General features: G+C 46.5%; 11 protein-coding genes. 8 read left to right on the plus strand and 3 right to left on the minus strand.

Features of this window, described 5'->3' with window-relative positions; genetic code table 11:
• Positions 1-31: 31 nt before the first annotated feature.
• The 5 genes from JEZ96_RS14005 (at position 32) to JEZ96_RS14025 (ending at position 6862) form a co-directional block, all read left to right on the plus strand.
• A complete protein-coding gene (locus tag JEZ96_RS14005) occupies positions 32-955 on the plus strand; it encodes an MBL fold metallo-hydrolase (RefSeq protein ID WP_014611083.1) in 924 nt (307 codons plus the stop codon).
• Positions 956-1108: 153 nt separating this feature from the next.
• Positions 1109-1810 (plus strand): DsbA family protein, encoded by a 702-nt coding sequence (locus tag JEZ96_RS14010; protein WP_061782775.1) that lies wholly within the window; start codon positions 1109-1111, stop codon positions 1808-1810.
• Complete coding sequence (locus JEZ96_RS14015; protein ID WP_025008493.1) at positions 1803-2300, plus strand: nuclear transport factor 2 family protein; 498 nt, start codon at positions 1803-1805, stop codon at positions 2298-2300. Before JEZ96_RS14010 ends, JEZ96_RS14015 begins: the two co-directional genes overlap by 8 nt.
• A gap of 303 nt (positions 2301-2603) precedes the next feature.
• Positions 2604-3722, plus strand: coding sequence for an efflux RND transporter periplasmic adaptor subunit (locus JEZ96_RS14020; protein WP_011788577.1), 1119 nt, complete (start codon positions 2604-2606; stop codon positions 3720-3722).
• Positions 3722-6862, plus strand: a complete 3141-nt coding sequence (locus JEZ96_RS14025; RefSeq protein WP_014611087.1) for a multidrug efflux RND transporter permease subunit — start codon at positions 3722-3724, stop codon at positions 6860-6862. The genes JEZ96_RS14020 and JEZ96_RS14025 overlap by 1 nt, the downstream gene beginning before the upstream one ends.
• A gap of 87 nt (positions 6863-6949) precedes the next feature.
• Here the strand turns inward: JEZ96_RS14025 and JEZ96_RS14030 are convergent, their stop codons facing one another.
• On the minus strand, positions 6950-8119 hold the full coding sequence (locus JEZ96_RS14030) for a multidrug effflux MFS transporter (protein WP_061782774.1): 1170 nt from the start codon (positions 8117-8119) through the stop codon (positions 6950-6952).
• 142 nt (positions 8120-8261) lie between these two features.
• Here JEZ96_RS14030 and JEZ96_RS14035 point away from each other — a divergent pair, with 142 nt between their 5' ends.
• Both JEZ96_RS14035 and JEZ96_RS14040 read left to right on the plus strand, forming a co-directional pair.
• On the plus strand, positions 8262-9038 hold the full coding sequence (locus JEZ96_RS14035; RefSeq protein ID WP_011788574.1) for an AraC family transcriptional regulator: 777 nt from the start codon (positions 8262-8264) through the stop codon (positions 9036-9038).
• A gap of 146 nt (positions 9039-9184) precedes the next feature.
• The gene (locus tag JEZ96_RS14040) at positions 9185-9658 is read left to right on the plus strand and encodes a LabA-like NYN domain-containing protein (protein WP_011919722.1); all 474 of its coding nucleotides are present in this window, start codon (positions 9185-9187) and stop codon (positions 9656-9658) included.
• Between the two features lie 105 nt (positions 9659-9763).
• Here the strand turns inward: JEZ96_RS14040 and JEZ96_RS14045 are convergent, their stop codons facing one another.
• The gene (locus JEZ96_RS14045; protein WP_128090269.1) at positions 9764-12940 is read right to left on the minus strand and encodes an efflux RND transporter permease subunit; all 3177 of its coding nucleotides are present in this window, start codon (positions 12938-12940) and stop codon (positions 9764-9766) included.
• Positions 12941-12953: 13 nt separating this feature from the next.
• The gene (locus tag JEZ96_RS14050; RefSeq protein ID WP_011788571.1) at positions 12954-14192 is read right to left on the minus strand and encodes an efflux RND transporter periplasmic adaptor subunit; all 1239 of its coding nucleotides are present in this window, start codon (positions 14190-14192) and stop codon (positions 12954-12956) included.
• A gap of 416 nt (positions 14193-14608) precedes the next feature.
• Between JEZ96_RS14050 and JEZ96_RS14055 the strand changes: the two genes are divergently transcribed.
• On the plus strand, positions 14609-15253 hold the full coding sequence (locus JEZ96_RS14055; protein ID WP_011919724.1) for a TetR/AcrR family transcriptional regulator: 645 nt from the start codon (positions 14609-14611) through the stop codon (positions 15251-15253).
• The last annotated feature ends 34 nt before the right edge of the window (positions 15254-15287 follow it).

The following is a 15287-nucleotide window of genomic DNA, read 5'->3' on the forward strand; positions in this document are numbered from 1 at the left end:
GACTTAAACCTTGAATATAAGTGAGCCACAAATGAACACATCGACCTATGCAATACGCAACACAGTTAACGCCACATTGAAGGCCTCGTCTAACATCAGCCTAGCTGCCACTTTGCTGCTGGCGGGGTTCAGTGCAGTCAATGCTGCGCCATTGCAAGTGAGCCATTTTAATCCGGGCGAAAATAGCATCTTTGCCGTGTCATCAAGCTTTATCAGCGGCGAACATGAAATGATGTTAGTCGATGCGCAATTTCAAAATAACGATGCCCAAAAATTGGTCGACACCATCAAAGCCAGCGGTAAAAAGCTGACTCAGGTGTATATCAGCCATAGCGATCCTGATTTCTATTTCGGTTTAGCCGTGATTAAAAAGCACTTCCCCGATGCACAAATCGTCGCGACTCAAACCACTGTCGATGCTATTAAAGCCTCAATGGAAGGCAAACTCGCCTACTGGGGACCGATTTTAAAAGACAATGCACCAAAGGAATTAGTGTTACCTAAGGCGATTCACAGTGACACTTTCACTATCGACGGTGAGCAAGTTATTATCAAAGGTTTTAATGATAAACACCCTAAACACACTTTCCTGTGGGTGCCATCGGCAAAAACCATTACAGGTGGCGTAGAAGTATTTGATAACACTCATGTTTGGATGGCTGACACTCAAACTGCCTCTGAGCGTCAAGAATGGCTAGCCCATTTAGATGCAATGGAAAAACTGTTGCCGACTACCGTTATCCCTGGGCACTACTTAGGCGAAGCGCGATTTGATACCCGCGCCATTGGTTTTACCCGTGAATATGTGAAAGCCTTTGAAGTCGCAGCAAAAGCCTCGAAAGATTCAGCCGAATTAATCCAAAAGATGCTGGCGCTATACCCACAAATGCCAGCCGATGCAGGGCTTGAGATCAGCGCCAAAGTTTACATGGGCGAAATGACCTGGCCTATGTAAGCCAGACACACTTTGTAGATCATTTTGTAGATACAGGCACGTAAGTAACTGCGTGCCTCTTACACTGTACCAACCTAACAATTTTAATCGATGATTTTAAAAGGCTTTTAGTAACTAACTTAAGTACTATTTAAGCCCAAAAGGTTTAACACTATGACTCACCCAGCGGCTCATTTAGCAAATTCAACCAACAGCACTCCAGAAACCAAAACGCGCACTCTGCACGCCATTATCGACCCTTTATGTGGTTGGTGCTATGCGGCAGCGCCACTGCTTGATGCTGCAGCAAAAGCAGGTTTTACCATTAAGCTGCACGGCGGCGGTATGCTCACGGGCCCAAGACGCAAACAAATCGATGCTAACTGGCGCGACTATGTTATGCCCCACGATTTGCGTATTGCTGAGCTAACCGGCCAGCCTTTTGGCGAAAACTACTTTAATGGTTTGCTGCGCGATACAACAATCCTACTCGACTCGGCGCCGCCCATTAAAGCCATGCTGGCAGTCGATGCTATGGGCGGCAACAGTTTGGCCTATCTACTCTCAGTACAACTGGCCCATTACCGTGATGGCCACAATGCTAGTGATAAAGACAATCTCGCAAGATTAGCCACAGTGCAGGGATTTAGCCCCAACGCCTTCGCAGCACAATATGCGCAAGCTGAAGGCAAACTCGATAAGCATATAGTCGAATCACGGGCGCTGCTCAACCAGATAGGTGCCCAAGGCTTTCCTTCGATAGCGATAGAGGCTGATAACGGCAACATAATCGCCATTAATATCAACCGCTTTTATGGCAAACCCGCCCAGTGGTTAAGCTACCTTAAAGATCAATTTGGTGATCAAAATGAATAACCCTGATACGGATATAACCACGCAAACCGAAAGGCATATGATTGAAAAACAGGACTCACAGGCACATTTAACCACTGAAGCCATATTATTAAAGCAAACCGAGGATAATCTCGCCATCGTAAAAAGTACCTACGAAGGACAAAATTCAGCCGAAAACGCCCGTAATCTGAAACAAGCGTTGGCGGAAGATGCGCGCTGGACTGAGGCGGTTGGGTTTCCCTATGCAGGTACTTACATAGGTTTTAGCGATATAGCCAACAATGTATTTGATAGACTAGGAAGCGAATGGGATAACTATCGCGTCATTATTGAAGACTATGTCGCTCAAGGAAATAAAGTATTTGCCTACGGTACTTATAGCGGTCGTTATGTAAAAACGGGCAAAACCTTTAGCGCACGAGTTGCTCATCTTTGGCAATTACATCAAGGTAAAATCATCAGCTTTGAACAGTTTGTGGATAGCCAATCCGTTATCAATGCCATGCAATAATAGAACAAACATCATATAACAAGGCAAGCTCATATCATAAGCTTGCCTTGTAACTTGCTACCTAAAACACCTTAACCGTATTATTCATTTTTTCAATATATTGCGTTTAACCAACACTGCCATAGTACAAAAAACACCCTAGTCATTCCATTAATTGCCTTAATTGAATGAAAAACACAATTTCTTTCACTTTCGTGAGCTTAACTTTACAAACTTTTACCCAATAAGCGTACGTTATTCACTAGAATAGCCATCATAGTGCTATCGCCCTCTTAACAGCCTTTGTGCGAGATAATCATACAAATGAAAAAAACCATTATTGCCATAACCCTGCTTGCGGTTGTTGCCACAGCAGTCAGTTTTAGTGATGTCCTTCTAGCGGCTAAACCCGAGAGCGCACCACATCTGATGCGTACCGTTCCCGTGGTGACAGGTGAAGTGGTTGAACATCCGCTGACTCAATCTATTTCGCTTATAGGCAAACTCGCGGCAGAACGCGCTGTAGTGATAGCCCCTCAAGTGACGGGGAAAATAAAACAAATCGCCGTCACATCCAACCAAGCCGTGAAAAAAGGCCAACTCTTAATCGAGCTTGATGATATGAAAGCACAGGCCGCAGTGGCCGAAGCCAACGCATACCTCAATGACGAAAAGCGTAAACTTAAAGAATTTGAAAAACTGATCAGCCGTAATGCCATTACTCAAACCGAAATTGACGCACAAAAAGCTAGTGTTGATATTGCACAAGCACGCTTAACCTCCGCCCAAGCAGATTTACATTATCACTCACTGATTGCGCCATTTGCAGGTAAAACGGGGTTAATTAATTTCAGCGAAGGTAAAATGGTCAGTGTGGGAACAGAGTTGATGACATTGGATGATTTATCCAGCATGCGCCTTGACCTGCAAGTTCCGGAGCATTATTTAGCGCAGCTCAGCATTGGTATGCCCGTCTCAGCCACAAGTCGCGCTTGGCCTGGCGAAACCTTTATGGGCAAAGTGGTGGCAATCGATCCTCGCGTAAACGAAGAAACCTTAAACCTTAAGATCCGCGTACAATTTGATAACCCTAAAGATCGCTTAAAGCCTGGCATGATGATGTCATCGACCATCACATTTCCCGCCATATCAGCACCCATAGTGCCAGTCCAAGCCTTGGAATATTCAGGCACTAAACGCTATGTCTATGTCGTTGGCGACGACCATATTGCTAAGCGTACTGAGGTAATTTTAGGGGCGCGTATTGGCGATCAAGTGCTTATTGATAACGGTTTAAAGATTGGTGATAAAGTCGTCGTGCAGGGCTTAGTGAATATGCGCGATGGCTTAAAAATCAATGAGGTTACACTCGGTTCTAAAAATACCGATAGTTCAGAACGAGCAGCAACACCTTCAAATACTAAAGCGACGGAGACCAAATAATGTGGCTATCCGATGTTTCAGTTAAACGCCCCGTCGTTGCAATCGTATTAAGCCTATTGTTATGCGTATTCGGGTTTGTATCTTTCACTAAGCTATCGGTGCGTGAAATGCCCGATGTCGAAAGCCCAGTGGTCACCATCAGCACCAGCTATTCAGGTGCTTCTGCGGCCATTATGGAAAGCCAAATCACTAAAACTCTGGAAGATGAATTAACAGGGATCAGCGGCATAGATGAAATCACCTCTACTACACGTAATGGTAGCTCGCGCATCACGGTTAAATTCCTGCTTGGCTGGAATTTAACAGAAGGTGTAAGCGATGTCCGTGATGCGGTTGCCCGCGCCCAACGTAGGCTCCCTGAAGATGCGAAGGACCCCGTTGTATCTAAGGATAATGGTTCAGGAGAACCCTCTGTCTATGTCAATTTAAGTTCGAGTATTATGGACCGTACCCAATTGACCGATTATGCCCAGCGCGTATTGGAAGATAGGTTCAGCCTGATCAGCGGTGTGAGTTCAATTAGTATTTCAGGTGGTTTATATAAGGTTATGTACGTCAAGCTCAGACCCGAGCAAATGGCAGGACGTAACGTGACCGTCACGGATATCACCAATGCATTACGTAAGGAAAACGTCGAAACACCCGGTGGGCAAGTGCGTAATGATACCACTGTCATGTCAGTGAGAACGAAACGTCTATATTACACACCAAAGGATTTTGACTACTTAGTGGTACGCACAGCCAGCGATGGCACGCCTATTTATTTAAAAGATGTCGCCGATGTCGCTGTTGGCGCACAGAATGAAAACTCGACCTTTAAGAGCGATGGTATTGTAAACCTCAGTTTAGGGATTATTACTCAGTCCGATGCCAACCCGTTAGTGGTGGCCCAAGAGGTACACAAAGAAGTCGACCGCGTACAAAATTTTCTTCCAGAAGGAACAAGCCTCGTTGTTGATTTCGATTCAACGGTGTTTATTGACCGTTCTATTAACGAAGTCTATAACACCCTGTTTGTGACGGGCGCCTTAGTCGTATTAGTGCTCTATATCTTTATTGGGCAAGCAAGGGCGACACTCATTCCTGCAGTGACGGTTCCCGTATCACTTATTTCGGCATTTATCGCTGCTAATATGTTTGGTTACTCGATTAACTTATTGACCTTAATGGCATTAATTCTCGCTATTGGTCTAGTTGTCGATGATGCCATTGTGGTGGTGGAAAACATATTCCACCATATAGAAAAAGGGGAAGAACCGCTGCTTGCGGCCTATAAAGGCACCCGTGAAGTGGGTTTTGCGGTTGTTGCCACAACGGCTGTATTAGTGATGGTCTTTCTACCTATATCATTTATGGAAGGTATGGTCGGGCTGCTATTTACCGAATTTTCGGTCATGCTTGCCGTATCGGTTATGTTCTCATCCCTTATCGCATTAACCCTCACCCCCGTCCTTAGCAGCAAATTGCTCAAAGCGAATGTGAAGCCCAATCGCTTTAATCGTTGGGTCGATAGTGGTTTTGCACGAATGGAGAAGGTGTACCGTGCTGCCGTATCAAGAGCGATTCAGTTTCGTCTTATTGCCCCATTAGTGATTTTGGCTTGCATAGGTGGCAGTGCTTGGTTAATGCAACAAGTACCGTCACAACTCGCGCCACAGGAAGACCGCGGCGTGTTATACGCCTTTGTAAAGGGCGCTGAAGGTACCAGCTATAACCGTATGACAGCCAATATGGACATAGTCGAAGACAGACTCATGCCTCTACTCGGTCAAGGGGTCTTGCGATCTTTTAGCGTACAAGCCCCCGCTTTTGGTGGCCGTGCAGGCGATCAAACCGGTTTTGTTATCATGCAGTTAGAGGATTGGGAACACAGAGATGTCACGGCGCAGCAAGCCCTTGGTATTATTAGCTCAGCCTTGAAAGATATCCCCGATGTGATGGTTCGCCCCATGATGCCGGGCTTTAGAGGGCAATCGAGCGAACCCGTACAATTTGTGCTTGGCGGCTCCGATTATACTGAGCTATTTAAATGGGCGCAGATCTTAAAAGAGGAAGCAAACGCGAGCCCTATGATGGAAGGCGCTGACTTAGATTATGCGGAAACCACGCCTGAGTTAATTGTGACCGTAGATAAAGAACGCGCCGCGGAACTTGGGATCAGTGTTGATGAAGTCTCGCAAACCTTAGAAGTCATGCTCGGTGGCCGAACAGAAACCACTTATGTGGATCGCGGTGAAGAATACGATGTCTATCTTCGCGGTGATGAAAACAGCTTTAATAACGTCGGAGACTTAAGCCAAATCTATATGCGCTCCGCAAAAGGTGAATTAGTCACTTTAGATACTGTGACCCATATTGAGGAAGTGGCCTCGGCGCAAAAACTCAGTCACACCAATAAGCAAAAATCAATCACGCTAAAGGCCAATATCAGTGAAGGTTATACCCTAGGTGAATCACTCGCATTTTTGGAAAATAAGGCGGTCGAATTATTACCTAAGGATATTTCCGTTGGCTACACGGGTGAATCCAAAGAATTTAAAGAAAACCAAAGTAGTATTCTGATTGTATTTGGCTTAGCGTTACTCGTAGCATATCTGGTCTTAGCGGCTCAATTTGAAAGCTTTATTAACCCATTAGTCGTGATGTTTACTGTGCCTATGGGCGTGTTTGGGGGGTTCTTAGGTCTACTGATCACCAGCCAAGGTATCAATATCTACAGCCAAATTGGCATGATCATGTTGATTGGTATGGTGACTAAAAATGGTATTTTAATTGTTGAATTTGCTAACCAATTACGAGACAGAGGTTTTGAACTCGATAAAGCCATTATTGATGCATCTACACGGCGTTTACGGCCAATCTTAATGACGGCCTTCACCACACTTGTCGGTGCTATCCCCCTGATTTTCTCGACAGGTGCTGGCTCAGAAAGTCGTATTGCCGTAGGTACAGTGGTGTTCTTTGGGATGGCATTTGCCACCTTTGTCACACTATTTGTGATCCCAGCCATGTATCGATTAATCTCGGCTGCCACCCATTCACCAGGTTATGTTGAAGCAAAACTCGAAGCGGCCATTAAGGCCCAAGAATTAGCAGCGCAGGAGGCTGCCAAACAACAGGAACAAACGGCAAAAGCTTGATAACAAAACTGTGAACGAAAACTAAGAGAAACAAAACGTCAGCTCAGATGATAAAAAGCCAAGGTACAAATACCTTGGCTTTTTGATTTATGCCTGAGATGAGTTAATAACCTGCTCGGTACTGACGCGAATACAGAGCACAGTACAGAGCAATGCCGCCAACGTAATGACGCCTCCGAGATGGTTAATCATGCCCACAAAGCCCAATCCCGCTCCGAGCAAAATATAATAAAACAGTCCAAAGAGTGCGCCAGCAGAGCCCGCATAAGCACAGTAGTTTGCCAGAGCCGAGCTGAGTATGTTTGGAATCGCGATCCCATAAGCAATCACAATCAAGAGCATAGGCGCTAAAAAGTAAACACTATTCAGTCCTATTACAGTCGATTGAAATAGCCAAATACCCAATCCACCGACAAGTGCGATTGCACTGGCTAAGCGAATCAGCCAGACGCTGGTGTGGCCTCGACCTAGCAATATTCTATTAAAATAACTGCCAAGGAATGCGCCAAAGCCTAATAGTAAGCCACTAGTTCCGAAGGCAAGCGTCGATAATCCTTGCGCCTCAAACATAAATGGTGCCAGTGAAAAGTAGCTAAACCACATCAGATTAAACGCCGCCACCAAGAAGGTGTTCTTAATAATCCCGCTGTCGGTAAGCATCTTAAACGCTAACTCACCTATCGCTATTTTCTGGCTATGTGCGGGTTTGGTTTCAGGTAAGGATTTTACCGACAAAAACAACAGCACTATGGCAGAAACCATAAGTGCGACAAACACACCTTGATACCCCCAATACGCACTGAGAACGCTGCCCAGTAGCAATCCGATAACAGGGCTAATTCCAAGTGACATTCCCATCACAGAAAAGACTTTGGCTAATTCTTCTCCACTATAACTGTCACGCATCATAGTTTGGGTAATCACAGAACCCACTGCCGCGCCAAAGGCCGACAATACGCGGGCCAGCAACAACAGGCTAAAATCGCTCACCATCAAGGCTAACGCTGAGCCAATGGCATAACATACTAATCCCGCGAGCATAGCTTTGCGACGACCAATAATGTCGGCTAAGCGGCCCCAGCAAAATACGCCTATGGCAAAGGCAATAAAGTACACAGATAAGGTTTGCGATGCGCCAGCAACCGACACGGCAAAGTTTTCTGCAATATTCGGCAATGCTGGGCTATAGATGGTTTCCATAGCTTGCGGAAATATCATTAGCAGCACAGCGAGCCCTAAAGGGGGTTTTATATTCATGATTTCAATTGAATTTTAGTAAACAAAATGAGTTGGTTTACCGAAATGTCACTCCATACTTGTCAAAGAGGACGCAGTATAGATAAAATCCAAACATGACAATTAATAATACTTAAACAAAAAACATCAAAAATAGGACAAGATGGCTTTTATTCAACCCGATCTGCAATTCAACCCCGACACCTTAGACAACCTAGTGATAGGGATTGCTGCGGATATGGGGGAGCACGATTCAGGCGCGCATCACCACAGCAAAGCTCAACTGCTTTATGCTTCTGCTGGCTGTATGAGGTTTTACTTGGCTGATACCCAAGTTGTACTACCGCCAACCCGTGCGGCTTGGCTACCCGCAGGCGTTGTACACCATGTCACCATGCGCAATGTGGCTGCCTATCGCTCACTCTACTTTGAGCCAGAAACTGTTGCGTCTTTGCCGAGTCGAGTCACGATTTTCCATGTTAATCCGTTACTCAAAGCACTCATCGACACTATGTCATTTTGGCCGTGGGACAAACCCAGACAAAGTCAACACAATGCCTTTTCCCTGCTTTGCGAAGAGTTGGAAAATGCTACGGCAGAAAATCTAGTCTTACCTCTACCGCAGGATAAGCGCTTGAAAACTTGGCTTAAGCAACTGCAACAAAAGAAACAACCTGCCAATCTTAAAAAGATGGCCATTGAAATTGGCGCCAGTGAACGCACGATTAGCCGTATTTTTAACGCACAGACGGGAATGGCTTATCAAGCATGGCGCCAGCAATGGCGTTTACTCTCCGCCATTGAACAATTAGCGGCGGGAGTATCGGTGGCGCAGGTGGGCTTTAATTTACAATTTTCCAGTGACAGTGCCTTTATCAGCTTTTTTAAGCAATATACTGGCACCACACCAGCGCAATATTTTAAATCTCCTAGTGTTTAGCGAAATATTAAATCCCCCTCCAATACAACTCAAATGAGGCAGTTTACCCGTTTAACCAAGTGCAAACCCTCCCATTTCGCGGCCTTTAGCGACTTATTGTGTTATAGTGCAAGGACTCTTAGCCCAAATAGCAATATACAAATCCCTTGAAAAAAATCGCTTTATTTGTCGATGTGCAAAACATCTATTACACCTGCCGCGAAGCCTATGGTCGTCAATTTAATTACCGTAAATTGTGGCAACACTTAGGCTATGAAGGAGACATAGTGTTAGCTGTTGCTTATGCCATCCACAAAGGTGACGATGGGCAATTGAAATTCCAAGACGCGCTAAAGCACATTGGTTTTGAGGTAAAGTTAAAGCCGTTTATCCAACGCAGCGATGGTTCGGCCAAGGGTGACTGGGATGTCGGGATCACTATCGATATTATGGAAGCGGCGAGTGAAGTCGATACTGTAATTTTGTTGTCTGGGGATGGCGACTTCGATTTATTACTGCAAAAAATCCATCAAAAATATGGGGTTGAAACTCAAGTGTATGGCGTCCCTACCCTGACGGCAAAATCCTTAAGGGATGCAGCGTCTCAATTTCATCCGATAGATGAGGCGTTACTGCTTTAAGTTAAAAACCGTGACTGTATATTCGACATCAGCACCACAAAGCAAAAGGCCTGTTTTCACAGGCCTTTAACACGATAAACTCACATCAAAATCATAGATAGAAGCTTATGTTTTTTCATGGTGTTGGTTTGTAGAAATACCTTCTAACTGCACGACATTTTTACTGCCTCTCTTTGCCAGTGCGTAGTAGAACAGCGGCGTTAGGATAAGACCAAACACTGTTACCCCTATCATACCGGCGAATACCGCGACGCCCATGGCTTGACGCATCTCAGCACCCGCGCCAGTGGAGAACACCATTGGCACCACTCCCATAATAAAGGCGATAGAGGTCATCAAAATAGGGCGTAGACGTAATCTTGCCGCCTCTAATATCGCCTCCATAGGTGCCATACCGTGATCTTGTTTCTCCTTTGCGAACTCGACAATTAAAATCGCATTCTTTGTCGCCAGCCCCACCAGCACTATCAGACCAATCTGGGTGAAAATATTATTATCCCCACCGTAAATCAGCACACCACTAAGGGCTGAAAGCAGTGTCATTGGGATGATTAAGATAATCGCCAATGGCAGGCTTAAGCTCTCATATTGTGCCGCCAGCACCATAAACACCAGCAGGATCACCAGAGGGAACACCAATAACCCAGTATTGCCCGCTAAGATTTGCTGATAGGTCAACCCAGTCCACTCGTAGGTCATCCCTATGGGCAAGGTCTCGGCGAGGATTTTCTCAATCGCCGCCTGCGCTTGGCCTGTGCTCACACCGGGCGCTGGGCCACCGTTGATTTCAGCGGTCGTAAAACCGTTATAGTGCATCACACGATCGGGCCCCGCACTCTGGCTCACATTGATAAAGGAGCCTAGTGGGATCATATCGCCATTCACGTTCGGCACCTTTAACTGACTTATCTGCTGCGGGCTTTGACGGAACGCCTCGTCGGCTTGCATATTCACCTGATAGGTTCGGCCAAAACGATTGAAATCGTTGACATAGGTTGAACCCATATAGGTTTGTAATGTCTGGAAAATTTGATCGAGCGACACTGCCTGCTGTTTCGCTTTAGTCCGATCGATATCCAATTCAAGTTGTGGCACGTTCACTTGATAACTGGAAAATATCCCCGCTAATTGTGGATCGGCCCACGCCTTGTACATCACTTGTTGGGTCACCTGATACAAGGCCTCATAACCAAGGTTGGCTCTGTCTTGAATTTGCAAACGGAACCCTCCTATAGTGCCGAGGCCTTGCACAGGTGGCGGCGGGAAGATGGCAATAAACGCATCCTGAATGTCAGCAAATTGCTGATTCAGCTGTCCTGCAATGGCATTCGCCGACAGTTCAGGACTCTTACGTAACTCAAAATCATCGAGTGCGACAAACACCACGCCTGAGTTAGGACTATTAGTAAAACCGTTGATGCTAAGGCCTGGGAAGGCAATCGAGTGCGCCACACCGGGGTGATTTAGCGCAATCTCAGACATTTTCTTGATCACTGTATCGGTACGTTCAAGGGATGCGGCATCGGGCAACTGAGCAAAGGCCACTAAATACTGTTTATCTTGGCCGGGCACATAACCCGTTGGTGTATTAGCAAATTGCACTCCCGTTAACGCCACCATGCCTAAATACACTAGGCCAATAATGCCGCCAAAACGGATCACCTTACGCACTAAGTAGCCATAACCATCGGATGCACGGTTAAATAAACGATTAAAAGGCACAAATAACCAAGCACCAAACAACTTATCCATTAGACGGGTTAAGCCGTCCTTAGGTGCATCATGACTCTTGAGTAACAGCGCCGATAATGCCGGACTCAAAGTGAGTGAGTTAATCGCCGAGATAAAGGTCGAGATAGTAATAGTCAAGGCAAACTGTTTATAGAACTGCCCGGTTAAACCGCTCATAAAGGCCGTTGGAATAAACACCGCCGCCAGCACTAAGGTGGTTGCCACAATCGGGCCAGTCACTTCCTTCATCGCCTTTTGCGTTGCCGCAACAGGGCTTAACCCTGCGGCAATATTACGCTCAACGTTTTCCACCACGACGATGGCATCATCAACCACGATACCAATAGCGAGCACCAGCCCGAATAGCGACAAGGCATTTAACGAGAAACCGAGCAGATGCATAAAGGCAAAGGTACCCACCAAAGACACAGGCACAGCCACCAGCGGAATAATCGAGGCACGCCAAGTTTGCAGGAATAGCACCACCACTAACACCACCAGCAGCACGGCTTCGAGCAGGGTTTTTACCACGGCTTCAATCGAGCCACGCACGAAGACTGTAGGGTCGTACACAATCTCGTATTGCAGTCCTTCAGGGAAGGACTTGGCGAGTCTGGCCATTTCTGCGCGCACATCGTCGGAAATCTGAATCGCATTCGAGCCCGATGCTTGGAATACCGGAATCGCCACCGCATCCTTATTATCCAGCAATGAACGCAGCGCATAGCTCGTTACCCCGAGTTCCACCCGCGCCACATCCTTAAGGCGGATCACCTCAGCGTTTTGACCAACTTTGATGATAATATCTTCAAATTCAGACAGTTCAGTTAAACGGCCTTTCACGTTAATCAAAAGTTGAAAGTCAGCACTGCCACTGGGCTGTGCGCCTAAACTGCCCGCTGCCGCCTGTTGGTTTTGCTCACGCACAGCGGCAATAATGTTCGCAGGCGATAAACCCAGCGCCGAGACTTTATTCGGATCGAGCCAAATACGCAGGCTATATTCCCCTGCACCAAACAAACGTACCGCACCCACGCCTTTAATGCGTGCCAACTCATCTTTTACATTTAGCGCCGCATAGTTAGACAGGTACAACATGTCGTAACGGTTATCCGGCGATAACAAATGCACCACCATGGTTAAGTCTGGCGATGATTTTTCAGTAACAATACCAAGACGTTGTACCTCCTGAGGCAAACGTGGCATAGCCCTATCCACTCGGCTCTGCACTTGGGTTTGTGCCCTATCGACATCGGTGCCAATGGCAAAAGTGATGGTTAAGGTCATCCGTCCATCAGAGGTCGCCTGGGATGACATATACAACATATCTTCGACGCCGTTGATTTCTTGCTCTAGGGGCGAGGCAACCGTTTCGGCAATCACTTTAGGGTTAGCGCCAGGGTAGTTTGCGGTGACCACTACCGTTGGCGGTACCACCTCTGGATATTCGGTAATAGGCAACTGCCAAACGGCAATCGCCCCAGTGATAAGAAACAGCAATGACAGCACGGCTGCAAATATCGGTCTTTTAATGAAAAATTGCGACAACATAGTGTGTTATTCCTTAACCGCGGCTCGCCGTTTCAACCGCTTGCGCCGTCAAATGATCTTGGTTTTTATCGAGCATTAACTGGGCTTGGCGCAATGCTTCGAGTTTCTCGCTGTCGACCATATCCACCATATTTGGCTCAATTTGCATCTTAGGGCGAACACGCTGCATACCGTTGACGACGATCTTGTCTTCAGCAGCTAAACCTTGAGTTACGATACGAAGCCCTTGAACTTTCTCACCTAAGGTCACGCCACGATATTCGACCGTGCCATCATCACCGACGACCAGCACAAACTTATTATTGAGATCTGTGCCAACGGCTTTATCGTCGATCAAGATCCCCTCATAGGCGCCGCTGCCCGCGGTGCGAAGACGCGCAAACAAGCCAGGCAATAATCTATTGTCTTCATTGTCAAAAGTGGCTCTAACTCGAATTGTGCCCGTCTGCTTATCCATCGCATTGTCAACAAAGTCGACCATGCCAATATGGTGATAATCGCGCTCATTGGCTAAAGCCATATACACGGGGTTATCACCAGCACGAGGATCGTTACGTTTCTTCTCGGCTGTTAGCTTTACGTATTTAAGGTAGGTTTGTTCATCCACATCGAAATAGGCATACATGCTGGCCGTAGAAACCAAGCTGGTTAGCACACTCTGCCCTGCAGTGACATAGTTACCCGTTGTGACGTTGGCGTAGGACACGCGGCCATCAATCGGCGCTTGCACTTGGGTATAAGCTAAATCAAGCTCGGCGCGCATGAGTGCTGCTTTCACCGACGCAACCGCCGCCGCAGTTTGGCGCTTGTTTGACTCACGGGTATCGAGTAATTCTGCAGAAACTGCCTTTTGATCAAATAACTTACGGGCACGCTCCAAATCATTAGTGGCCAGTTGCTCAGCAGAAATAGCGCTAGCAAGATCCGCTTTTAACCGGGCCACTTCCACTTCAAACACGCTTGGATCGATGCGAAAGAGTACGTCACCTTTCTTCACTAAGGCGCCTTCTTTAAAATTTACTGATTCAATGTAACCAGATACTCGTGGGATAAGGGTGACACTTTCTGGTGCCTGTAAACGGCCAGTAAACTCATCCCATTCGGTAACTCGCTCATGCAATACTTGAGCAACATCCACCTTAGGTGCAGTCGGTGCAGGCCCCTGCTGCGTTGTTTGCTCACCACAAGCTGAAAGGACGAAAGCCGCCACCGCCGTTAACATCATTATTCGTAAAGGTTTGTTACTCATCATATTACTATCCTCAAGGTGGCGGGCATTTCACGCTGTTCGAACCACACACATGCCGCTGTGTTACAAACCAAACCGATTAAATACCGACTGGTAAAAAATATTCTGTACTGAACGGTAATATATAGCGTAAAATGACTCTGTCAACAAATTTATGTACCGACTGGTATTAAATTAAAAATACGCATTTACATTACATCTGCAATATTCCATTAGGCAGAAATCCATACATTTGATCCTCAAAGTCTTTTATGAATATTGAAGCGAAACCAACTGATATGGAGTGAATGCAAGACTCAGGTGACACCTTGGATGACTCAGTAAACAACTCTTCTTAGTCAGTCATCTGTCAGTAAGTGTGGCTGGACATGGGCCAAACCCATGTCTATCCTAGGGGCAATTGAGAATGGAGGAGCCTAATGATGTCAACCGTCACCCAGACGCCCTGTGTAGGTCGCCCACGAGCTTTTGACACTGAAGATGCATTAGCTAAAGCCTTAGAAGTCTTCTGGCGCAAAGGCTTTGAAGGTACATCGTTAACCGATCTCACCCAAGCGATGGGCATAAATAAACCGAGTCTTTATGCCGCCTTCGGCAATAAAGAACAGTTATTTCTCAAAGCAATAGAGTTATATGAACAGCGTCCCTGTGCATTTTTCTATCCGGCACTGGAAAAAGAGACCGCCTATCTGGTCGTCGAGTCCATGCTACTCGGTGCCGCTGATTCTTTGGTGGATAAAAGCCATCCTCAGGGATGTTTGATTGTCCAAGGCGCTCTCACCTGTAGTGAAGCAGGGCAAGCTATCAAGGATACGTTAATTAACCGACGCCGCGACGGTGAAATCGCCCTGTGCGAACGGCTGCAACGCGCCAAAGATGAAGGGGATTTACCCGCGGATGCTGATCCGCTCTTGCTTGCACGTTACATAGGCACGGTATTACAAGGCATGGCCGTACAAGCGACCAATGGAATTTGCCCAAATGAACTGCGTCAGGTAGCAGAGTTGACACTCGCTAACTTTCCACGGAATCACATCAATCATAATGATAAAGACGCTACTTGAGCTTAACGGATTCAGAGCCATTGCTAGAACACCA

The organism is Shewanella putrefaciens (assembly GCF_016406325.1).
GTDB classification, from domain to species: Bacteria; Pseudomonadota; Gammaproteobacteria; order Enterobacterales; family Shewanellaceae; genus Shewanella; species Shewanella putrefaciens.